We start from the raw sequence: 22199 nt of genomic DNA, 5'->3' as shown, positions 1-22199 counted from the left end.
TAGGGGTCTATATTTCGTTATATTATTCTGCAGTCGCGGCCTTATATGGCGCGCGCATTGTAATGGATATGTAACCGGTTTGCTAGCCGGAGGTGGCCTGTGAAGGCGCCAGTTGTTACCAACAAGATGTGAACCATGGCCAATTTCCCTCTGCGACAGACCTTCATCATGCTTTCAGTCGGCCTTGCCGTGGCTGGCTGCAATGACGATCGGATCCACAACATCTGTGGCAATCATCCCGAGCTCTGCCAGGATCTGGTGGACGATGGCTGGTGTCGCTACGAGCGTACCGATGTGATCCGCAGTCGCTTCTATCTCAAGGAGGAGGGGACGGATCGGCGCAAGTACGAGCTGATGCGCAACCTTGAGCGCTATCTCAAATGTGCCGAGCGCTCCACCAGCATTGAATACAAGAATGCCCGCGAGCAGAAGAGTCCACGGGTAGAGGGCATGCTGGCGGCCGAGGATCAGCTGGCCCAGCTCGATGCGGCGACTCGCAATTCGCAAGATCCCTACCTGCTGCTCTGGCACTGGACCAACAACACCAACGAGCTGGCCCGTCAGCAGTTCATGGCACTGGAAGGCAACAAGGTGCTCGACGAACCGGAACTGCAGCTGGCCCTTGGCGGAGCCTACGCCAAGAGCGACCCCGAGAAAGCTATTTCCATCATGCATCACGGCCTCTCCCTCTATCGGGAAGGTGACAAGATAAACAGCCGCCTGCTCACCTCCCTCAGCACCCTCTATATGGGCCAGAAACAGTATGGGCTGGCCTATCTGTGGGGCAAGGTGAGCGAGTCGTTTCAGGATAGCCCCGAGGTCTCAGCCAAGCGTTTTGGCATCTACCACACCCTGAGCAAGACAGAGCAGGATGGCTACGATGTTCGGGCTGCCGAGATTGTCGAGCAGCTCAAGCATGGCAACTACCGACCCTGATGCAGTGATGACGACGTTTTCTCCGGCCAGCTGCTGGCCCAATCCGTTCGATCTCTCTTTCGTTCATGGCGAGGTACGTACCGATGGCCGTACTCTGGAGCGCCTCACGGTGCGCGCCGTGGTGCCCCGTGGCGACGAGCTGCTGCTGGTGCACTCCCGGGTCAACGGCGATCTGATGTTCCCCGGGGGCGGCATTGAAGCGGGGGAGAGCCACCATGTGGCGCTCGCTCGCGAGCTGCTGGAGGAGTGTGGTGCCGAACTGCGGGAAGTGGGTGGCCTGCTTGGCGAGACCCGTGAATATCGCGCCGCCCGCGAGCCGGGGTTTGATGCCTACTGCATCCGCTCGCTCTACTACTTGTGCCGGATTGGCGATCAGCTGGTGGCCCCGCAGCCACAGCCCTACGAGATCCGCCTTGGCTTCGTGCCCGGCTGGTTTGCCCTCGACGAAGCGCTGCAAACCAACAAGACCCAGCTGGCGGGACCCTGTCCCCAGTGGACGGCGCGAGAGACCCGGGTGCTGGCCCAGCTGCAACGCTGGCATCAACAGGGGATCTTCGACCACGGCTACTGAAGTAGATCAAGCCGCGACGGTCAGTGATACCAGCAAAAAGAGCGCCAATAGGCGCTCTTTTTAATTGAGATGGAGGCGGTTATTTGGCCTCTCTGTCGTGCGAGATCATTTGACCTCTTCGCCCTTGGCTTGCAGATCAGCATGGTAGGAAGAGCGAACGAAAGGACCACAGGCGGCGTGGGTAAAGCCCAGCTCCATGGCGACATCTTTCAGCTCGTCAAACTCTGCTGGCGGCACGTAGCGCTTGACCGGCAGGTGGTGGCGGCTCGGCTGCAGATACTGACCCAGGGTCAGCATGTTGACGCCGTGGGCGCGCAGATCCTTGAGCACCTCGACGATCTCTTCGTTGGTCTCGCCAAGGCCCATCATCAGACCGGATTTGGTCGGCACGTGAGGGTGCATCTCCTTGATACGGCGCAGCAGCTCCAGCGACCACTTGTAGTCGGCACCCGGGCGAGCGACGCGATACATGCGCGGCGCAGTTTCCAGGTTGTGGTTGAAGACGTCCGGCGGCGTTTCGCGGAACACCTCAAGGGCCTGCTCCATCCGGCCACGGAAGTCCGGGGTCAGGATCTCGATGCGGGTCTGCGGGCTGTGCTCGCGGATCTCGCGGATGCAGTCGGCGAAGTGCTGGGCACCGCCGTCGCGCAGATCGTCGCGGTCCACCGAGGTGATCACCACATACTTGAGGTTCATCTCCTTGATGGTGAGCGCCAGCTTCTTCGGTTCTTCCGGATCGAGTGCCAGCGGGCGGCCGTGGGCCACGTCGCAGAAGGGGCAGCGCCGGGTGCAGATCGCGCCCATGATCATGAAGGTGGCCGTGCCGTGGTTGAAACACTCCGCCAGGTTGGGGCAGGAAGCCTCTTCACAGACCGAGTGCAGCTTGTTCTTGCGCAAGGTGCTCTTGATGTGTTCGATCTTCTGGCTGGAAGGGGGGAGTTTGATCCGCATCCAGTCCGGCTTGCGAAGGATTTCTTCGTTGGGATCCGGCATGAATTTCACCGGGATCAGGGCCATCTTGTCGCCATCGCGCAGCTTGACGCCCGGCTCCATACGAACGGGTTTGCTCATGATTCACTCTCGGTGTTTGTTATTGTCTGATAGCCAATCAGGCTGGCCAGTTCGGCCACCAGAATGGATTGCGCCTCGGCCACGCTCTGCGGGCCGCCCAGGGCGCTGGTCTGGGTCATGGCCATGCCCGCATAGCCGCACGGATTGATGTGCAGGAAGGGGGTCATGTCCATGTTGATGTTGAGGGCCAGCCCGTGGAACGAGCAACCCTTGCGGATGCGCAGTCCCAGCGAGGCCAGTTTGGCCTCCATGCCAAGGTCATTTTTCACATAGACCCCGGGGGCATCTGCCTTGGCATAGGCCTGGATATTGCTTTTGGCCAAGGTGTTGATGATGGCTGTTTCCAGCGCGGTCACCAGCTCGCGCACCGAGAATTTGCAGCGGCGGACATCCACCAGGACGTAGAGTACCAGCTGGCCCGGGCCGTGATAGGTCACCTGACCGCCGCGATCGCTCTGCACCACCGGGATATTGCCCGGATTGAGCAGGTGTTCGGCCTTGCCGGCCTGGCCCTGGGTGTAGACGGGGTCATGTTCGACCACCCAGAACTCGTCCGGGGTGTCGCTGGTGCGGTTGTCGGTGAAGGCTTTCATGGCGTCCCATACCGGCTGGTAGGGGCGGCGACCCAGCTGCCTGACTATCAGGCTGTGCTGAGCGGGGATCTGGGATGACATGGTGTCCTCGTGGCGTGCTGCGGCCAAAAACAGTCGCCCCGCAGAACGGGGCGAGAGAGAAATTACAGTACGTATTTCACCAGCTCGATCTTGCCAAGCGCAGTGTACATCGCTTCGATGTGCTCTTTGCTCTGGGCTGTCACGGTCACGCGAACCGAGTGGTAGTTCCCCTTGGAGCTTGGCTGGACGGTCGGGCTGTAGGTACCCGGAGCGTGCTGCTGCAGCACTTCAACCACCATATCCGGCAACGCAGGATCCGCGATGCCGAGTACCTTGAACGGGAATTTGCAGGGAAACTCCAGCAGTTCATCAAACTTGGTATTCATTTACTCACCTTTTTCGTCATCAGCATGATGACTTCATCTTGGATGGCTAGTGGCCGATGGCCCGTGGAGGCCGCCATTTCAAGTCTGTATGGGTGCGGCTAAACCCTATATGGGCGCCGCACACTCCGGGATCAAGGCCGAGAGCGGTCAGACAAGGATGGAAGTGCTGCTTTTTACCACAAATCAGGGTAAGGCGGAACCTGCAGTTTACAGGGTTATTCACTGCCATTGTCCGGCGCAGACAGCAGCGGCGCCTGTTGGCGCCGCTGTTTGGTGAGGATTGTGCGTCGGATTACTTGAACCAGCTGGTGACCAGCAGTACCAGGTAGTCCCACAGACGGCTCATCAAGCCACCTTCCTGCACCTCTTCCAGAGCGACCAGCGGTACCTGCTTGATCTCTTTGTCACCCTGCTTCAGGAACACGGTACCAACGCGTTGACCCTTGGCCAACGGGGCTTTCAGCTCGCTGTCGAGCTGGAAGTCTGCCTTGAGGTTGTTGCCCTGACCGCGGGTGACCAGCACGGAGACATCCTTGTCGACGCCCAGTTTCACTTCAGATTTGTCGCCCATCCAGATCTTCTGGGTGACCAGCTCGGTGCCTGCCTTGTACGGAGTCAGGCTCTGGAAGAAGCGGAAGCCGTAGGTGAGCAGTTTCTTGCTCTCGGCGGCGCGGGAGGCTTCGCTGCTGGCGCCCAGTACCACGGCGATCAGGCGCATGCCTTCGTTGTTGGTGGCAGAGGAGACCAGGTTATAGCCGACCTGGCTGACGTGGCCGGTCTTGATGCCATCCACTTGCAGGGATTGATCCCACAGCAGGCGGTTGCGGTTGTGCTGGGTGATACCGTTGAAGACGAAGGATTTCTGGGAGTAGATCTTGTACTCCTCCGGCTGATCATGGATCAGTGCCTGACCCAGGCGGGCCATATCACGGGCTGTACTGTAGTGACCCTCTTCATCCAGACCGTGGGGGTTCTTGAACTGGGTGTCCTTCATGCCGAGCTTGGCGGCCCAGGCATTCATCAGGCTGGCGAAGGAGTCGGTACTGCCGGCCAGATGTTCGGCCATGGCGACGCAGGCATCGTTGCCGGACTGGATGATGATGCCCTTGTTCAGGTCATCGACAGAGACCTGCTTGCCCACCTCGATAAACATCTTGGAGGAGTCTGAGTAGTTCTTGGACCAGGCGTTCTGGCTGATGGTCACCATGTCGGTGCCCTTGATGTTCCCCTTGTGCAGCTCGTCGCCAACGATGTAGGAGGTCATCATCTTGGTCAGGCTGGCAGGGGGCAGACGCTCGTCGGCGTTCTGCTCGGCCAGCACCTGACCGGAGTAGTAGTCGATCAGGATATGGGCCTTGGCGGAGATCTCCGGCGCGGCGGGAACCACCACTGGGTTGGCGTTCGGCGTGGGTGTCGGCACCGGCGTATTGGCCTGAGCGGTTACGCTGATCAGTGAGGCCAGAAGAACTGAACGGGCAAATTTGGACATCTTGAAATTCCTGCGAGCCAGATGGGGATAAAATGCGGGCCTAACTATACCAGATGCGCCCGCAGGTTATAGTCCGACATGGCGATCATGACTGGTTTTTTATCCATCAATCCCTGCCATCACGCCATAAAGCGACGTGATGGCGGGGCCAGGAGATTGGTCACCGCCGCTGTCAGAGGAGGGATCAGGGCACGATAAAGGCCTGTTCCAGTCCCCCTTGCCGTACTTTTTCCAGCAGTGCGGCTTGTTTATCCGCCTCCACCGGGCCGATCAAGACCCGGAAGATGGCGCCATGGGCTTCAATCCGGTAGGGCACACCATGGCGCTGGGTCATCACCTTGCCCATCACCTCGGCCCGATCCCGGGAGCCGCTGGCCAGTACCTGGATCATCTTGCCATCACCGCTGCTGGCGGGCGCTGCAGCCTTGGCCGGAGCCTGCTTGACAGGTGCCGCTTTGGCAGGCTTGGCCGCTGGCGCCTTGACGGGAGCAGGGGCAGCAGCGGGAGTGGCCATCGCCAGTGCGGTTGGTTCACCCAGGAAGCCATCTTGCGACAGCGTGTTGGAGGCCGCAGCCGGAGTGGTCGGAGTCATTTCGATGGGCTTCATCGGCTCCATGATCACCATCTGATCCGGGGTGTCGCTAATCAGCTCCAGCCGTACTCGGGCCTCACCGCTGTCGACCATCTCCAGCTGCTTGGCCGCTGCGTAGGAGAGGTCGATCAGGCGCGGGCTGTTGAATGGACCGCGATCGTTGACCCGCACTATGGTCTCCAGCCCGTTGTCCAGATTGGTGACCCTCACATAGCTCGGGATGGGCAGGTTGCGGTGGGCGGCACTGAACAGCTTGCTGTCCAGCACATCGCCGTTGGCGGTCTGCTGGCCGTCCAGATCCGGCGACAGCCAGCTGGCGGTGCCCTCTTCGCTGTAGTGTTTGATGTCGCGCCACACCTCGTGCTTCTGCTTGCCGATCCAGTAGTCCCGGTTGCCGCTGGCACTCAGGGGCTCGGGGCGCGGAATGGCGCCGGTGGCTTGCGGGATCTCGATAACGGGTGGCTTGCTGACCGGTGCTTGCGGCTCTACGGGGGCGCTCTGTTTCGGCTGGCTGCTACAGGCGGCCAGCAACAAGCTCAGGCTGAGCGGGAGGAGTTTGTGACGAAGATGCATACGCTTCCTGAATGGCTTGGCTAAGTTGATACACCGCCATCGCGTAGAGTGGGCTGCGATTGTAACGGGTGATCACATAAAAGTTATGCCGTGCGACCCAGTATTCCGGTCCATCGGCTTGGGCAAACGCCAGCAACTTGACCGGCGTCTGTGGGGCCAGCGGCGTGGCGAGCTCAATCCCTGCCGCCGCCAGTTCTGACCACTGTTGTGTTAACTCGGGCTCAGGCCTGAGTAGAGGTTCGACTGCCATCAACCCGATCTGGGCCGGTTCCACCACGGATTCGCCCCAGCGCCACTGGTGGCTGGCAAAATAGTTGGCCACGCTGCCGATGGCATCGACCGGGTTGGCAAACAGATCCCGCTTGCCATCCCCGTCAAAGTCGACGGCGTAGTGGCGGTAGCTGGAGGGCATGAACTGCCCCATCCCCATGGCGCCGGCATAGGAGCCCTTGAGGGCATCGAGTTGCCACCCTTCCTCTTTGGCCAGCACCACCAGCTGGGCAAACTCCTTGGCAAAGAAGTCGCTGCGCTCCGGGTAGTGGAACCCCAGGGTGTAGAGGCTATCGAGCACCGGATGACGGCCCATCTGGCGACCGTAGAAGGTCTCGACCCCTATGATGGCCACGATGAGCGAGGCCGGCACCCGATAGAGCTGTTCCGCGCGGGCCAGCGTCTCGGCATGTTGCTGCCAGAACTGCTGGCCGTCACGGATGCGATCCGGGGTAACAAACAGCGGCCGGTAGCGATGCCAGGGTTTGGCCTCCCACGGCTTGCTGATGGTGTCGAGCACCTCCTGCCGTAACTGAGCGCGGGCGACGGCAGCCTGCAGCTCCGCCAGCGGCACTTGCTGCTGTTCGGCGAGCAGGGCCAAGCGATCCGGCGCCACGGCAGCGGTTGCCATCGAGGCGGCGAGAGAGAGCAACAATCCAACCCGTTTCATCAGGCAAGCAGCCCTCTATGAGTCTGAATTGACATCAGGATACCGAATCCGGCCATCAAGGTCACCATGGAGGTGCTGCCATCGATCTTCAGCAGCAGGGGAACACCCACCGCCGGCAAATAGATCCATCTCATCATGCCAGCAGCCTTCTATGAGTCTGGATGGACATCAGTATGCCAAAGCCGGCCATCAGGGTCACCATGGAGGTGCCGCCATAGCTCACCAGCGGCAGGGGAACCCCCACCACCGGCAGGATGCCACTCACCATGCCCATGTTGACGAACACATAGACGAAGAAGGTGAGAGTGATGGCGCCGCCCAGCAGTCGCTCGAAGCTGTTCTGGGCCTGCATCGAGATAAACAGACAGCGGCTGATGACATAGAGATAGAGCACCAGCAGCAGGGCAACCCCCACCAGACCGAACTCCTCGCTAAATACCGCGAAGATGAAGTCGGTGTGGCGCTCGGGCAAGAACTCCAGCTGGGACTGGGTCCCTTGCAGCCACCCCTTGCCGAAGACGCCACCGGAGCCGATGGCAATCTTGGACTGGATGATGTGGTAGCCGCGGCCGAGCGGGTCTTTCTCCGGGTCGAGCAGCATCAGCACCCGCTGGCGCTGGTAGTCGTGCATCAGGAAGAACCAGAGCACCGGCATAAAGGCCAGCATCAGTAGAACCGCCAAGCCGATCAGCCACCAGCTGAGCCCCGCCAGAAAGATCACGAAGAAGCCGGAGGCGGCCACCAGAATGGAGGTGCCAAGGTCGGGCTGGGCGGCGATCAGCAGGGTGGGCAGCAGCACCATGATGAGGGCGATCACCACATGGCTGAACTTGGGGGGAAGCGAGTGGCGGCTGAGCCAGGCCGCCACCATGATGGGCATGGAGAGCTTCATCACTTCGGAGGGCTGGAACTTCATAAAGCCGAGATCGAGCCAGCGCTGGGCCCCCTTGCCGATATGGCCGAATACGTCTACCGCAATCAGCATCAGCACCACCACGGCGAACAGCGGCACCGACCAGCGGGCGTAGAGGGAGGGAGGGAGCTGGGCCATGCCTATCATCAGGGCAAAGGCGAGGCCGCCGCGCACCAGTTGGCGCACGATGGAGTCCATATCCTGGCCTGACGCTGAGTAGAGCACCACCATGGAGAGGGCGACAACGGCCAGCAGACCCAACAGCAGGGGCAGGTCGATATGCAGCTTGTACCAGATACTCTGCTGGCGGGCTGAATTACTCATGGGGGGCGACCTCACTCGGTTGGGACGGCTTTTCCGGTGCCGGTGGCAGTTGCGGATCTGGAGGCAGCAGATAGGCATCCAGCATCTGGCGTGCAATGGGCGATGCAGCCCGGCCACCACCACCACCAATGGAGTTTTCCAGCACCAGTGCGACGACCGCTTTGGGCGCCTCAAAGGGGGCATAGGCAACGAATAGGGCGTTATCGCGATGCTCCGCTTTGACGGTCTTGATGTTGTAGACCTGATTTTCCTTCAAACCGACTACCTGCGCAGTGCCTGATTTACCACCTGACGAGTAGGGGGCCTTTGCAAATGCATGACGGCCACTGCCTTCACTGCCATGGTTGACGCGCCACATGCCGTCCTGGGCTACTTTCCAGTAGCTGTCGCTCTTGAGCTTGAGGGCGATGTTGGGGTTGACCGGGGCATCGACCACCCCCGCCTGCGAAGCGGTGCTCTTGAGCAAGTGCGGCGTCACGTCGTGGCCGTTTTGGGTCAGGATGCTGATCGCCTTGGCCAGCTGGAGTGGTGTCGCGCTCCAGTAGCCCTGACCGATACCGACCGAGATGGTGTCACCCTGATACCAGGGCTGGCGCCAGCGGGCCATCTTCCAGTCGCGAGACGGCATGACGCCCTTGGTCTCTTCATAGAGATCGACGCCAGTGTACTGACCGAAACCGAACTTGGTCATATAGCTGTGGATCTTGTCGATACCGACCCGATAGGCGAGATCGTAGAAGTAGGTATCGGCCGAGACCTCGATGGCGCGATAGACATCGAGCCAGCCGTGGCCCCAGCGGCGCCAGTCACGGAACTTCTTGGTGGTGCCGGGAATGGAGAAGCTCGGGCCGCCGAAATAGCGGTAGCCCGGGGTAATGGCCCCCTCGTTGAGGCCCATGATGGACATCATGGGTTTGACGGTGGAGGCGGGGGCATAGATCCCCTGAGTGGTACGGTTCACCAGCGGCCGTGCCGGATCGTTGAGCAGTGCCGAGTAGTTGGCGCTGGATATGCCTGTCACGAACAGGTTGGGGTCATAGCTCGGGCTCGACTCCAGCGCCAGGATGGCACCGGTTTTCGGGTTCATCATCACGATGGCACCACGCTGGCCGGCCAGCAGTTGCTGGGCCTTGAGCTGCATCCGGACGTCGATATTGAGGTAGATATCCTTGCCCGGAACCGGAGGCTGGAACTTGAGGGTGCGGACAATCCGGCCGCGGTTGTTGACCTCGACCTCCTGATAACCCGCCACCCCGTGCAGCTCATCCTCGTAATACTTCTCCACCCCCTGCTTGCCGATATCCTTGGTGGCGGCATAGTTGGCGAGTTTGTCCTCTTTTTCGAGACGTTCCACGTCGCGGGTATTGATCTTGGCCACATAACCCAGCGCATGGGTCAGGGTGTCGCCAAACGGGTAGTAGCGCTTGAGGTAGGCCTCGATGCTTGCACCCGGATAGTTGTGCTGGTTGACCGAGAAGAGCGCCACCTGATATTCGGTCAGCTTCTCGTAGAGAGGGACCGGCTTGAAGCGACGCTGGCGTTTTACTTCGGTCAGAAACTTCTCTTTGGTGCCTTCCGGCAGCCCCAGCAGGGCGATCAGCTGGTCGGCAGTTTTTTCAAGATCCCTGGTCTCTTCCGGGACGATTTCCAGACTGTAGACAGGGCGATTCTCCGCCAGCAGCACGCCGTTGGTGTCGTAGATGAGCCCCCGTGGTGGCGCCACCGGCACCACCCGGATACGGTTGGAGTTGGAACGGGTCTGGTAGGTGTCGTAGGACTCCACCTGCAGGTAGTAGAGATTGCCCAGCAGCACCAGCATCAGCACCACGATGCCGATGTAGGCTACCAGGGTGCGCCGGAAGAACAGATTGCCCTCGGCACTGTGATCGCGCATCTCGATGCGTTGTTTCAACATGCCTTTACCTCGGATTTGTGGGGGGCAATAACGGCAGGAACGGCATGGTTCACTCTCTGTGATAAGGGTGATTGGTCGTTATGCTCCAGGCACGGTAGAGGCTCTCGGCCACCAGTACCCGTACCAGCGGATGGGGCAGGGTGAGCGGCGACAGCGACCAGCTCTGCTCGGCGGCAGCCTTGCACTCGGGGGACAAGCCTTCCGGCCCACCCACCAGCAGGGCCACATCGCGGCCATCGAGCTTCCACGCTTCCAGTTGCACGGCGAGTTGCTCCGTGGTCCAGGGTTTGCCCGGAATATCGAGAGTGACGATGCGCGAGCGCCCCGCTGCCGTCAGCATGGCCTCCCCCTCTTTTTGCAGAATGCGGGGAATATCGGCATTTTTGCCCCGTTTGCCGGCGCCAATCTCCACCAGCTCGAACGGCATATCTTTTGGGAAGCGACGGCGATACTCTTCGAAGCCATGCTCCACCCAGGCGGGCATCTTGGTGCCCACCGCAATCAACTGAATCTTCATCTTGCTACGTTGCTGCTCTCGTTATTGCGTGTTCATCTGAGCGGCACCGCTCCACAGTTTTTCCAGTTGGTAGAAGTCACGATATTCATCCTGCATCACATGCACGATCACCGAGCCCATATCTACCAGCACCCACTCGCCGCCAGATTCACCTTCCACGCTCAGTAGATCAAGCCCGGCATGGCGGGCCTCACTGGCCAGATGGTTGGCGATGGCGCTGACGTGACGACTGGAGTTGCCGGAGCAGACGATCATGGTGTCAGTGATGCTGGATTTGCCGCGTACATCGAGGGTGATGATGTCGCGGCCTTTCATGTCATCGATCTTGTCGATGATAAAGGCGTGCAGTTCTTGGCCTTGCAATGAGTCTCTCCTGTATTCCGGCGCCTGACAGCGTGAGGGCGGCGGATTATATCATGGTCACTCCCGTTTCCTATCGGAACGGAGCCGCCGGGAAGTCTTACCGGCAAATGGCGCGGTAGAGCCCCTGTTGATCAATATAGTGCGCAACCGGCTCGGGCAAGAGGTAGCGGGGATCTTCTCCCGCCGCCAGCAGTTGGCGCAGCCAGGTGGCAGACAATTCAATGGGCTGGTTGCTGGCCAGCCAGATATAGCCAGCCCGTTGCCGACGCAGGGCTTCGACCTCTTTGACCTGATGACTGGCTAGCAGCTGCGCCAGTTCGGCCGGGTAATCGGGTTGCCAGCCGGGGCGGGTGCTCACCACCAGATGGGCATAGTCGAGCAGCTCCTGCCAGCGGTGCCAGCCTGGCAGGCTCAGCAGGGAATCCATCCCCATCAGAAAACATAGCGGCGTATCGGGCAGCTCCTGACGCAGCTCGATCAGGGTATCGATGGTGTAAGAGGGCTTGTCCCGTCGCAGCTCCCGCTCATCCACCACAAAGTGGTGGTTCTCCGCCGCCGCCAGTTTGACCATGGCGAGACGCTGCTCGCTCGAGCAGAACGGGTTGGCGCGGTGGGGCGGGATATGGTTCGGGATCAGCCGCACTTCGGCCAGACCAATGGCATCGCGCGCCTCGATGGCGGGGCGCAGATGGCCGATATGAACGGGGTCGAAGGTACCGCCAAGCAAGCCGACAGGTGCCTGCAGCGAGCTGCCAGAACGCTTCAGCATGGGCTGCTCTCCATGACCAGCGGCAGTGGGGTGCCATCACGAAAGCCAAGGGCGATGGTCTGCAGCATCAGCCAGGCTTGCTCGGTATCAAAGCGGCGCTGGGCGTCATCCAGCTGGGCCATCAGCAGCCACAGTTGCTGCAGCTTGGCGAAGGGGAGGCGAGTCAGCGCCTGTTGAATGAGTTGCTGGCGGCTTTGCCAGATGCGCAAGCGGCTGAAGTGCTCCCCCAGCGGCTGGCCGTTGCGCATCGCCAGCGACAGCTCTGTCAGCTGCTCCAGCTCGCGGCAGAGGGTCCATGCCAGCATCCCCGGCTCGGTGCCTTCTGCCCGCAGGGCGGCCAGGATCCGCTGGGCCCGGTTCACCTTCCCCTCCAGCAGGGTATCGACCAGCTGGAACGGGGTGAAGTGGGCGTGACGGATGATTGTTTCCTGCAGATAGGTAACGCTGATGGGCTGTGGCGGCGAGAGCAGAGTCAGCTTCTCGATCTCCTGACTCGCCGCCAGCAGGTTGCCCTCGTAGGAGTGGCACATGAAGTTGATGGCATCCGGCAGCGCCTTGAGGCCAAAACGCGCAAAACGGGCGCTCATCCAGCGCGGGAAGAATTTGGGTTCCGGATGGTTGACCGGCACATAGGTGCCAATCTGGTAGAGCTTATCGAACCAGGCTGCCTTCATCTGGGTCTGGTTGAGGCGACCGCCGCTCAGCACCAGCAGCAGGTCTGGATGGAGCTGTTTGCCGATTTCGCTGATACGGGCGGCCAGATCCTTGTCGACCTTGGCGGGCAGCTCCAGCTCGATGATCTGGCGGGCTGAGAAGAGGCTCATGGCCTGACAGGCGTCATAGACCTGATTCCAGTCCAGACCGGCTTCGACCACAAAGGTGTGGCGCTCATCGAATCCCTGTTTACGGGCGATCTGACGGATGGCGTCGATGGCTTCCAGCCGTAACAGAGGCTCGTCGCCAAAAACGAGATAGCAGGGCCGAAGCCCTGCTTTGAGGTGGTCACCAAATTGTTCCGGGTAGACTCTCATCAAAATACTCGCATCAGAAGCTGACCTGGCTCAACTGCCGGATCACCTGATTGGCCGCCTGCTCCTGCATCTCGCGATTGAGCTGCTCCTGTTCACGAGAGGAGGCGAGAGCTGCATCCGGCTTGTTGAGGAAGCTGCGGTTGAAGTTGATGGGGAAGACCTGGGTCGGCTTGCCCGGGGCCGAGATGGTGAACTGGGTCGTGAAGCCCAGCACATATTCGGTGTCCGTCCCCAGCGCGTTGACCGAGGCGACCTGGCTGGAGCTGCGAATGATGCCCAGAGTGAGCACGGGAATGCCCTCCTTGTCAGCCAGGGTTACGCCAGAGGCCTTCAGGCGGGTGGTCACCAGCCGGTAGAAGTCGCTCTTGTTGTCGCCCACGACCTTCATGGTCATCAGCTCGGCCGGGATGCCGGTGCCGCGCATGTGAAAGCCGCAGCCTTGCATCAGCAGACCCGCCAGCACGATGGCCATCCAGCGGGTGAAGATGGTGCCCATAGAAAATCCTCTTTGCATTAAGGGAAAGCGGCGGGCGCAGGGCCCGCCGTTATCATCCGTTTGCTGTCACAGATTGACAATGATCAGCTGGCAGCCAATTAGTTAGCGACAATGTTGAGCAGCTTGCCAGGTACATAGATCACCTTGCGCACGGTCAGCCCGTCGGTGAACTTCTGTACGGAGGCATCGGCCATTGCCAGCTTCTCGACGTCGGCCTGGCTGATCTCGGCCGGCACGGTCAGCTTGCCGCGCATCTTGCCGTTGATCTGTACCACCACCAGCTTCTCGGTCTCGACCATGGCCGCTTCATCGGCCACCGGCCAGGCTGCGTGATCGATGTCGTCGCCCTTGCCCAGCATCTTCCACAGCTCGAAGCCGATGTGCGGAGTGATGGGGTAGAGCATGACTACCACAGCTTCCAGCGCTTCCTGCAGCAGGGCGCGGTCCTGCTCGTCGTTGCCCAGCTTGGAGAGATTGTTCATCAGCTCCATGATGGCGGCGATGGCGGTGTTGAAGGTCTGACGGCGACCCACGTCATCGCTCACCTTGGCGATGGTCTTGTGCAGTTCACGGCGTACCGCTTTCTGCTCGTTGGTGAGAGCAGCGACATCGAGTGCGGCAACGACACCACCGGAAACGTGTTCGAAGGTGACGCGCCACAGGCGACGCAGGAAGCGCTGGGCACCCTCTACGCCGGAGTCGGACCACTCCAGCGTCATTTCTGCCGGAGAGGCGAACATCATGAACAGACGGACGGTATCGGCGCCGTAACGCTCGACCATCAGCTGCGGGTCGATGCCGTTGTTCTTGGACTTGGACATCTTGGTCATGCCGGAGTGCATTACCTCACGGCCTTCGTTGTCGATGGCCTTGGTGATGCGACCCTTCTCGTCACGCTCTACCTTGACGTCGGTCGGGCTGACCCAGACGTTGCCGCCCTTCTCGTCCTTGTAGTAGAAGGCGTCGGCCAGCACCATGCCCTGGCAGAGCAGGCGCTTGAACGGCTCGTCGCTGTTGACCAGACCCGCGTCACGCAGCAGCTTGTGGAAGAAGCGGGCGTAGAGCAGGTGCATACAGGCGTGCTCGATACCGCCGATGTACTGATCCACCGGCAGCCAGTGGTTGGCAGCAGCCGGATCCAGCATGCCCTTGTCGTAGTCCGGGGAGCAGTAGCGCGCGTAGTACCAGGAGGACTCCATAAAGGTGTCGAAGGTATCGGTCTCGCGGAACGCTTCCTGACCGTTGTAAGTGGTCTTGGCCCATTCGGCGTCAGCCTTGATCGGGCTCTGGATACCATCCATCACCACATCTTCCGGCAACAGTACCGGCAGTTGATCTTCCGGCGTCGGCACTACGGTACCGTCAGCCAGGGTCAGCATCGGGATGGGGGCACCCCAGTAACGCTGACGGGAGACACCCCAGTCACGCAGACGGTAGTTGACGGTGCGCTTGCCCTTGCCGAGCCCTTCCAGCTTGCTGGCGATGGCATCGAAGGCGCCCTGGAAGTCGAGACCGTCAAACTCGCCGGAGTTGAACAGCACGCCTTTCTCGGTATAAGCGGCGTCGCTCACGTCGACGTCGCCATCAACCGGCTTGATCACCGCCTTGATGTCGAGGCCATATTTGGTGGCGAATTCGAAGTCACGCTGATCGTGGGCCGGAACCGCCATCACGGCGCCGGTGCCGTAGTTCATCAGCACGAAGTTGGCGACCCAGACCGGTACCTTGCGGCCATCCAGCGGGTGAATGGCGTAGAGGCCGGTGGCCATGCCCTTCTTCTCCATGGTGGCCAGTTCCGCTTCGGCGACCTTGGTGTTCTTGCACTCTTCGATGAAGGCGGCCAGCTCCGGATTGTTCTGGGCTGCTTGCAGCGCCAGCGGGTGACCGGCAGCGATACCGACATAAGTCACGCCCATGAAGGTGTCCGGACGGGTGGTGTAGACCTCCAGCTGCTCAGCCTGGCCCTCGATATTGAAGCTGATGTTGACCCCTTCGGAACGGCCAATCCAGTTGCGCTGCATGGTCTTGACCATCTCTGGCCAGCCTTCCAGATTGTCGATGTCGTTGAGCAGCTCTTCGGCGTAGTCGGTGATCTTGATGAACCACTGGGGGATCTCTTTCTGCTCCACCGGGGTGTCACAGCGCCAGCAGCAGTTGTCGACTACCTGCTCGTTGGCCAGCACTGTCATGTCGTTCGGGCACCAGTTGACGGAGGAGGTCTTCTTGTAGACCAGACCCTTCTCGTAGAGCTTGGTGAAGAACCACTGCTCCCAGCGGTAGTAATCCGGTTTGCAGGTGGCGACTTCACGATCCCAGTCATAACCCAGACCCAGCATCTTCAGCTGGTTCTTCATGTATTCGATGTTTTCGTAGGTCCAGGGCGCCGGTGCGGTATTGTTTTTGACTGCGGCGTTCTCCGCCGGCAGACCGAATGCATCCCAACCTATGGGTTGCAGCACGTTCTTGCCATTGAGGCGTTGATAACGGGAGATCACATCACCTATGGTGTAGTTACGAACGTGCCCCATGTGTAGTCGACCAGACGGATAGGGGAACATGGACAGGCAGTAGAACTTCTCCTTGTCTACCTTCTCCACGGCCTTGAAGGTTTTCTTGGCATCCCAGTGCTTTTGCACTGCTGGTTCGATTGATTGGGGAACGTATTGCTCTTGCATTGGTGACATCCGGATCTGTGAAATGAATAGATAAATCAGCTGGGAAATCGCAATAGAATACCCATATCCTGCGGCGGCAACAACCGCCAGCGTCCCTTGGGCCTTAAGCCGGGCCAGATCAGGGTTTAGTAGAGGAGTTAGAGCCATGGACAAACGTCAAAAAGGGTACGAAGCCTTCATTGCCGAGCTGCAAAAACAGTGGCAAGAGACTGAAGAGTTCCAGGGGGAGCGCCTCAACCGGATGATTGCCAAGGTGCAGGCCTATCTGGAGGCTGCCAGCGACCTGACCCAGGACGAACTGGCGCTCATCGCCGAGTACGTGAAGCGGGATCTGGGCAACTATGACGAGGGGCGCCATGACGATAGTGCGCAGGTGGAAGAGTCTGCCTTTATGCTGGCCCTGAAAGACACCGCCTGGTCCTGGCTGGCGGATGTGACCGACCGCGCCCAGGTGGAGTGGCGGGAGCTGGCCGACGAGCTCGAGCACAAGGGGGTTTACGAAGCGGGTGATTGGGTAGGGCTCGGGGTCATGGTGTGCGACCAGTGCGGCTGGCGCCATACCGTGCTACACCCACAACAGCTCGATACCTGCCCCGAATGCGGCTGCGCCGAGTATCACCGCGAGCCGCTCTCGCCCTGAGTCATGCCATCAATGCGGACGAGATAACGAGCAAAAAGGCGCCATCAGGCGCCTTTTTCTTACTTGCAGGTTTCGTCGGGGCATTTACTTGCCCGCGACGGAGAGACCGCCAAAACGGATAAGCGGGGCGTAGAAGCCCTTGCCATCGTTGTGGTGCAGGGTGTCACCGACCGCTTCCAGCTCACCCAGCAGGCGATAGAAGTTGCCCGCTACCGTGATGCCGCGCACCGGCTGCAGTCGCAACCCGTCGCGACAGAGGAAGCCCGACGCGCCAAAGGAGAAGTCGCCGCTCACCGCATCGGCACCGGAGTGCAGGCCATCCAGCTTGACCAGCTCCAGATAGTCGCCGCTCTGCACCTCCGCTTCGCAGTGGGGGCCTGCGCCAAACACCAGGTGGCGAGCTGTCACATCGAGGGCGCTGCGAGCGCCGCGGGCGGCCGAGCCGTTGCTGGCGACGCCAAAGTGGCGGGCGGTGGCGCTGTTGTGGAGCAGGGTTTTCAGCTCCCCTTCGCCAATCAGCAGCAGATCCGAGCTGGCCGCCCCCTCGCCATCAAACGCCTTGATGTTCATGCCGCCAGGCATATAGACCCGGCTCTCCAGAGTAAGCCAGCGTGACGCCACGCTCTGGCCGACCTTGCTGCGCCAGGGGTTGATCCCCTGCTGGGCCCACTTGCCCGACAGCACGCCCTGAAAGCAGCCAAACAGGCTGGCGAAGCAGTTGGTGCTAAAGATGACGCTGTAGCGACCGCTCGGCACCGCTTCACCGGGCAGCAGACCATCGGCGATGGCGTAGATCTGCTCGATTAGGGCCTGACTATCCAGCTCGTCGAAGCGACGGCCATACTGCCCCTGCGAGTGCATCGACTGGCGGCCATCCCGTTCCACTAGCGCCGAGGTGTAGCAGCCGACGCTGAACTCGCCGTGCTGACAGAGGGTGCCCTGACTGTTGGCGAGCCAGAGCTGGCTCTCCCCTTCGAAGAAGCTGTTGTAGGGGGCGCCGCTCACATCGGGCATGGCCAGCATGTCTGATTCGAGGCGCAGGGCCAGGGCGATCTTCTCCTCAACCGGCGTGGTATCGGGCAGGTTGATCTCGGCGCAATCTGTGGTGATCCGGCTATTGGCCACCGAGATACGCTGGTCCGCATCCACCTTGGCAAAGCGGCTGGCATCGAGCGCATCCTGCAGCATGGCATCCAGCGCCAGCTCATCGAGGGATTCCGAGTAGGCTATGCCGACCCGACCCTCTTTGATCAGGCGAATGCCGAGCTGCTGGCTGCTGGTGACCTTGTATTCACCCAGCTCGCCCTTGTCTGCCTTGAGGGAGAAGGCCTTCTCCTGATTGGCGATGATGTCTGCCTCGGCGCCGAGGTCGGCCACCTTGCCTAGCAGGCGGGTGAGCAGTTGGTTCATGTCGAGCTGGCTCATCAGGCGTTCCCTCCCACCAGAATATTGTCCACTTTCAGCGCCGGCTGGCCCACCGAGGTGGGAACCGAGCCCGAGATCGAGCCGCACATGCCGGCGGCCAGTGCCAGATTGCTGCCCACCATGGAGATCTCTTTCAGCACCTGCGGGCCGGTGCCGATAAGGGTGGCCGACTTGAGCGGCTTGGTGATTTTGCCGTGCTCGATGAGGTAGGCCTCCTGCACATTGAAGTTGAACTCGCCGGTGCCGGGCTGTACCGAGCCGCCCCCCATCTTCTTGGCGTAGATGCCGTGCTCCACCGTGGCCAGCATATCGTCGAGGCTATGGTTGCCCGGTTCGATATAGGTGTTGCGCATACGCGAGGTGGGGGCATACTTGTACGATTCGCGCCGACCCGAGCCGGTGCGGGCGTAGCCCGTCTTGAGGGCGCCCATTCTGTCCACCAGAAAACCGGTCAGTACGCCGTCCTTGATGAGCTGGGTGTGCTGGGTCGCCATCCCCTCGTCATCGACGTTGATGGAGCCCCAGGCGTTGCTCTGCAAGCCTTCATCCACAGCGCTGACTGCCGGATTGGCGATGAGCTGGCCCATCTTGTCATGGAATACAGAGGCCTTCTTGGCTACCGAGGTGGTCTCCAGCAGGTGGCCGCACGCCTCGTGGAAGATGACGCCGCCAAAGCCGTTCTCCATGATGACCGGCAGAGTGCCGCTCGGGCAGGGAGCCGCGCCCAGTTTCACCAGTGCCTGACGGGTGGCGGTGAGGGCCAGCTCGCGCGGATCGATGCGATCGGCATGCTCCCAGCCCATCAGGGCGCCGGGGGCCTCGTAACCGACGCTCTGCTCGCTCCCTTCCATGGCGATGGTCTGGGCCATGATGCGGTTGTAGTGGCGGCGATCGGCGACTTGCACCCCTTCGCTGTTGAAGATCTCCACCTCCTGCTCCCAGCCCAGCACGTTGCCGGAGAACTGGCTCACCTTGCTGCTCTCGGCACGGGCCACCGCATCCATGGCGTGCAGATAGGCGATCTTCTGCTCCAGCAGCTTGTCTACCGACAAGGGCAGGGCCACCGGGTTGCGATCGCTCAGGCGGGTGAAATCGAAGGCGGTGGCGGTCACCACGGGGTCGCGGCGGTCTTTGGCCGCCAGCAGGGTGACGATGCGCAGCAGTTCGTCGCGGCTGGCTTGGTTGGTGTAGCCGTAGAGCACCTTGTGGCCGTAGCAGAGGCGCACGCCGATGCCGAAATCGAGGCCACCGCTGATGTTCTCTATCTGGCTGGAGAGCAGGCTGAGTTGGCTGCGGCGCTTGCGCTCGACAAACAGCTCGGCGAAATCGGCACCCAGTGCCAGCGCGTGATCGAGCACGTCACGGGCGATGGCGGGGGCCAACAGGGAGAATGGGGTCATAGAATATCCTTTTCTGGTCTGTCCGTTTGCTTCCGACATCCAGCTCTGATTGTTATGGGATGTCGAGTCCATTGTTGCAGACCAGCACAAAAAAGTCGCTATAGCGTCATGCGATGATACCGATTGAGAAAATCGGTGCGATAACTGCGCCCGGCGGCCAAGGCCAGGCGCTCAGGGTCGTTTTGCCAAAACGTGGGAAAGATCAGAGCAGGGCGTGGATTTCGCTCAGGATCTGCTCGACCCACTGCTCGATGCGCGGATCGGTCTGGTCATATTGGTTGGCATCATCGAGGGCCAGCCCGACGAAGTGACGGCCATCGTCGATCAGTGCCTTGGAGGCATCGAATTCGTACCCTTCGTTGGGCCAGTAGCCCACCAGCTTGACCCCTTTTGGCATCAACTGATCGTGCAGCATGCCGAGGGCGTCCTGGAACCATTCGCCATAACCGAGCTGATCGCCGAGGCCAAACAGGGCCACGATGCGTCCCTCCAGGTGGAGGTCGGCGATATCTTCCCAGCGGGACTCCCAGTCCTCCTGCAGTTCGCCAAAATCCCAGGTGGAGATGCCGAGGATCAGGATCTCGTAATCCTCCATCCGGCGCAGGGAGACATCCTTGATATTGTGAATATCCACCAGCTCGGGGCCGATGAGGGCGCGGATCTTCTCGGCTGCCATCTCGGTGTAGCAGGTGGTGGAACCGTAAAACAGACCAATCTTCATCGCTCTTCTCTCTGTTGGCGCTTTCTCGCTTGCTTTTGGCGCGTTCTCGCATGCTCGTGTGGGCTGCGCCATGTTGGCAACACGATGGGTAACGTAAGGGGAGGGCGCCAGTCTAGCAGATTGCCATTCGACCTTCACCGCCCGGCAAGGGGTGTGGCAAACGTGCCTTATCTTTCCAATGAAAGTGCCTTGTCTTTCCAAGGAGTTGGCGCGTTACAATGGGCCATCGATCCCCTGATTGCAGCGCACCATGAGCAAGCCCGACCCCCATCCCCTGATTGAACCCTTCCTCGACGCCCTCTGGCTGGAGCGGGGATTATCTGACAACACGGTCAGCTCCTATCGCAGCGATCTGGAGAAGTTCTCCCTCTGGCTCGACGAGCAGGGGAGCTCGCTGCTGCTGGCGGGGATGGACGAGATCCAGCACTACCTCGCCTGGCGGGTCGATCACCAGTTTGCGGCCAGCAGCACCGCCCGCTTTCTGTCGGCCCTGCGCCGCTTTTACCAGTATCTCAACCGCGAGAAGCTACGCAGCGACGATCCGACCGTGCTGCTGGAGGGGCCCAAGCTGCCGAAAAAACTTCCCTCCGATTTAAGCGAAGCGGAAGTGGAGGCACTCTTGAGTGCGCCGCTGGTGGATGACCCGCTGGAGCTGCGGGACAAGGCAATGCTGGAGCTGCTCTACGCCACCGGGCTGCGGGTTTCCGAGCTGGTGGGGCTCACCGCCGAGCATGTCAGCCTGCGTCAGGGCTTGGTGCGGGTGGTGGGCAAGGGCAACAAGGAGCGGTTGGTGCCGATGGGCGAGGAGGCGATGCACTGGCTGGAGCGTTACTACCGCGAGGCCCGTACCCTGCTGCTGGGGGGCACCAGCTCGGACGTGGTCTTTCCCTCCAAGCAGGCGCGCATGATGACCCGCCAGACCTTCTGGCATCGCATCAAGCTCTATGCCCAGCGTGCCGGCATTCAGGGCGAGCTCTCCCCCCATACCTTGCGCCACGCTTTTGCCACCCATCTGCTCAACCACGGCGCCGATCTGCGGGTGGTGCAGATGCTGCTGGGCCACGCGGATCTCTCCACTACCCAGATCTACACCCATGTGGCCAACGAGCGGCTCAAGGCGCTGCACGGTGAGCACCACCCCAGAGCCTGAGTGCTGTCCTCCCAAAAACAAAAAACCGCCAGCAGGCGGTTTTTTTATCTCTACACGACAGGAGATGGCGCTTATTTCCCTTGCTGGGATTTCAGCAGATCACGGATCTCGGTCAGCAGCTCCTGATCCTTGGTCGGGCCTGCCGGGGCGGCGGCTTCCTCTTCTTGTTTCTTCTTGAGGGTGTTGATGGCCTTCAGTCCCATGAAGATGGCAAAAGAGATGATCAGAAAGTCGATGATGGTCTGGATGAACTTGCCATAGGCGATGACCACGGCGGGTGTTGTCCCTTCTGCGGCCTTCAGGGTGACCGCTAGGTCGCTGAAGTCCACGCCGCCCAGGATCAGGCCTATGGGCGGCATGATCACGTCACCGACGAAGGAGGAGACAATTTTGCCGAAGGCGGCACCGATGATGATACCGACGGCCATGTCGATGACGTTGCCGCGGGCGGCAAAGGCTTTGAACTCTTGAATCAGACTCATTATTTCCTCCGAAATTAAACAAGATAGCGCGTTGATAACCCTTGCCAAAGGGCGAACTCTTGTCAGGAAAAACAGAGGCTAAGCCGCGTTATTCCTGTCGTCCTGACTAGCTTGCTGGGGTTATGCCCCCTTGGCAATCGGGGGAGACATTTTTTCTCCTCCTCTTCACTGATATTGATTTTGTTGTAAATAGCGAGTTGAGTAAT

Annotated in this window: 23 protein-coding genes; 4 read left to right on the top strand and 19 right to left on the bottom strand. The window is 60.6% G+C overall.

Annotated elements, in window-relative coordinates:
• Positions 1 to 135 precede the first annotated feature (135 nt).
• A complete protein-coding gene (locus G5149_RS09435) occupies positions 136 to 936 on the top strand; it encodes a DUF2989 domain-containing protein (RefSeq protein WP_216978167.1) in 801 nt (266 codons plus the stop codon).
• A 7-nt stretch (positions 937 to 943) separates the two neighbouring features.
• The gene (locus G5149_RS09430; protein WP_139409040.1) at positions 944 to 1507 is read left to right on the top strand and encodes an NUDIX domain-containing protein; all 564 of its coding nucleotides are present in this window, start codon (positions 944 to 946) and stop codon (positions 1505 to 1507) included.
• A 105-nt stretch (positions 1508 to 1612) separates the two neighbouring features.
• Here the strand turns inward: G5149_RS09430 and lipA are convergent, their stop codons facing one another.
• From lipA to leuS, 15 genes are all read right to left on the bottom strand, one after another.
• Complete coding sequence (gene lipA / locus G5149_RS09425; RefSeq protein ID WP_139740976.1) at positions 1613 to 2578, bottom strand: lipoyl synthase; 966 nt, start codon at positions 2576 to 2578, stop codon at positions 1613 to 1615.
• Positions 2575 to 3252 (bottom strand): lipoyl(octanoyl) transferase LipB, encoded by a 678-nt coding sequence (gene lipB, locus G5149_RS09420; protein WP_216953013.1) that lies wholly within the window; start codon positions 3250 to 3252, stop codon positions 2575 to 2577. The genes lipA and lipB overlap by 4 nt, the downstream gene beginning before the upstream one ends.
• Positions 3253 to 3314: 62 nt before the next feature.
• Positions 3315 to 3578 (bottom strand): DUF493 family protein YbeD, encoded by a 264-nt coding sequence (gene ybeD, locus G5149_RS09415; RefSeq protein WP_005348100.1) that lies wholly within the window; start codon positions 3576 to 3578, stop codon positions 3315 to 3317.
• A gap of 292 nt (positions 3579 to 3870) precedes the next feature.
• Positions 3871 to 5067 carry a D-alanyl-D-alanine carboxypeptidase family protein gene (locus G5149_RS09410; protein WP_216953014.1) on the bottom strand — a complete coding sequence of 399 codons (1197 nt, stop codon included), beginning with the start codon at positions 5065 to 5067 and terminating at the stop codon, positions 3871 to 3873.
• A gap of 184 nt (positions 5068 to 5251) precedes the next feature.
• The gene (locus G5149_RS09405; protein ID WP_421212325.1) at positions 5252 to 6232 is read right to left on the bottom strand and encodes a septal ring lytic transglycosylase RlpA family protein; all 981 of its coding nucleotides are present in this window, start codon (positions 6230 to 6232) and stop codon (positions 5252 to 5254) included.
• Positions 6174 to 7172, bottom strand: a complete 999-nt coding sequence (gene mltB / locus G5149_RS09400) for a lytic murein transglycosylase B (RefSeq protein WP_421212324.1) — start codon at positions 7170 to 7172, stop codon at positions 6174 to 6176. Before mltB ends, G5149_RS09405 begins: the two co-directional genes overlap by 59 nt.
• Positions 7172 to 7309: a hypothetical protein gene (locus G5149_RS09395; protein WP_216978171.1), complete on the bottom strand. Its 138-nt coding sequence runs from the start codon at positions 7307 to 7309 to the stop codon at positions 7172 to 7174. The genes mltB and G5149_RS09395 overlap by 1 nt, the downstream gene beginning before the upstream one ends.
• Entirely contained in the window at positions 7306 to 8409 is a 1104-nt protein-coding gene (rodA, locus tag G5149_RS09390; protein WP_216978172.1) for a rod shape-determining protein RodA, read from the bottom strand. Before rodA ends, G5149_RS09395 begins: the two co-directional genes overlap by 4 nt.
• Complete coding sequence (gene mrdA / locus G5149_RS09385) at positions 8402 to 10324, bottom strand: penicillin-binding protein 2 (protein WP_216953017.1); 1923 nt, start codon at positions 10322 to 10324, stop codon at positions 8402 to 8404. The genes rodA and mrdA overlap by 8 nt, the downstream gene beginning before the upstream one ends.
• A gap of 49 nt (positions 10325 to 10373) precedes the next feature.
• Positions 10374 to 10841: a 23S rRNA (pseudouridine(1915)-N(3))-methyltransferase RlmH gene (gene rlmH, locus G5149_RS09380; protein ID WP_005348087.1), complete on the bottom strand. Its 468-nt coding sequence runs from the start codon at positions 10839 to 10841 to the stop codon at positions 10374 to 10376.
• Between the two features lie 21 nt (positions 10842 to 10862).
• Positions 10863 to 11204, bottom strand: a complete 342-nt coding sequence (gene rsfS, locus G5149_RS09375; protein WP_005348085.1) for a ribosome silencing factor — start codon at positions 11202 to 11204, stop codon at positions 10863 to 10865.
• Between the two features lie 97 nt (positions 11205 to 11301).
• A complete protein-coding gene (nadD, locus tag G5149_RS09370; protein ID WP_216978174.1) occupies positions 11302 to 11973 on the bottom strand; it encodes a nicotinate-nucleotide adenylyltransferase in 672 nt (223 codons plus the stop codon).
• Positions 11967 to 13004, bottom strand: a complete 1038-nt coding sequence (gene holA / locus G5149_RS09365) for a DNA polymerase III subunit delta (protein WP_216978175.1) — start codon at positions 13002 to 13004, stop codon at positions 11967 to 11969. The genes nadD and holA overlap by 7 nt, the downstream gene beginning before the upstream one ends.
• 13 nt (positions 13005 to 13017) lie before the next feature.
• The gene (lptE, locus tag G5149_RS09360) at positions 13018 to 13500 is read right to left on the bottom strand and encodes an LPS assembly lipoprotein LptE (RefSeq protein ID WP_005348079.1); all 483 of its coding nucleotides are present in this window, start codon (positions 13498 to 13500) and stop codon (positions 13018 to 13020) included.
• Between the two features lie 98 nt (positions 13501 to 13598).
• Positions 13599 to 16175, bottom strand: a complete 2577-nt coding sequence (leuS, locus tag G5149_RS09355; RefSeq protein ID WP_337072457.1) for a leucine--tRNA ligase — start codon at positions 16173 to 16175, stop codon at positions 13599 to 13601.
• Between the two features lie 145 nt (positions 16176 to 16320).
• On the opposite strand from leuS, the gene G5149_RS09350 reads away from it, so the two are divergent.
• A complete protein-coding gene (locus G5149_RS09350) occupies positions 16321 to 16815 on the top strand; it encodes a zinc ribbon-containing protein (protein WP_005335155.1) in 495 nt (164 codons plus the stop codon).
• An 84-nt stretch (positions 16816 to 16899) separates the two neighbouring features.
• Here the strand turns inward: G5149_RS09350 and G5149_RS09345 are convergent, their stop codons facing one another.
• The 3 genes from G5149_RS09345 to fldB all read right to left on the bottom strand — a co-directional run bounded on the left by G5149_RS09345 (position 16900) and on the right by fldB (position 20361).
• A complete protein-coding gene (locus G5149_RS09345) occupies positions 16900 to 18240 on the bottom strand; it encodes a TldD/PmbA family protein (protein WP_421212323.1) in 1341 nt (446 codons plus the stop codon).
• Positions 18240 to 19640, bottom strand: a complete 1401-nt coding sequence (locus G5149_RS09340) for a TldD/PmbA family protein (RefSeq protein WP_421212322.1) — start codon at positions 19638 to 19640, stop codon at positions 18240 to 18242. Before G5149_RS09340 ends, G5149_RS09345 begins: the two co-directional genes overlap by 1 nt.
• Positions 19641 to 19842: 202 nt before the next feature.
• Complete coding sequence (gene fldB / locus G5149_RS09335) at positions 19843 to 20361, bottom strand: flavodoxin FldB (protein ID WP_421212321.1); 519 nt, start codon at positions 20359 to 20361, stop codon at positions 19843 to 19845.
• Between the two features lie 250 nt (positions 20362 to 20611).
• Here fldB and xerD point away from each other — a divergent pair, with 250 nt between their 5' ends.
• Positions 20612 to 21511, top strand: coding sequence for a site-specific tyrosine recombinase XerD (gene xerD, locus G5149_RS09330; protein WP_201904921.1), 900 nt, complete (start codon positions 20612 to 20614; stop codon positions 21509 to 21511).
• A 71-nt stretch (positions 21512 to 21582) separates the two neighbouring features.
• On the opposite strand, the gene mscL is transcribed toward xerD, so the two are convergent.
• Complete coding sequence (gene mscL, locus G5149_RS09325; RefSeq protein WP_042054731.1) at positions 21583 to 21993, bottom strand: large-conductance mechanosensitive channel protein MscL; 411 nt, start codon at positions 21991 to 21993, stop codon at positions 21583 to 21585.
• Between the last annotated feature and the right edge of the window lie 206 nt (positions 21994 to 22199).

The organism is Aeromonas sp. 600479 (assembly GCF_049175515.1).
In the GTDB taxonomy this organism is placed as follows: domain Bacteria; phylum Pseudomonadota; class Gammaproteobacteria; order Enterobacterales; family Aeromonadaceae; genus Aeromonas; species Aeromonas veronii_A.
This window is presented reverse-complemented; position numbering and strand designations above follow the sequence as displayed.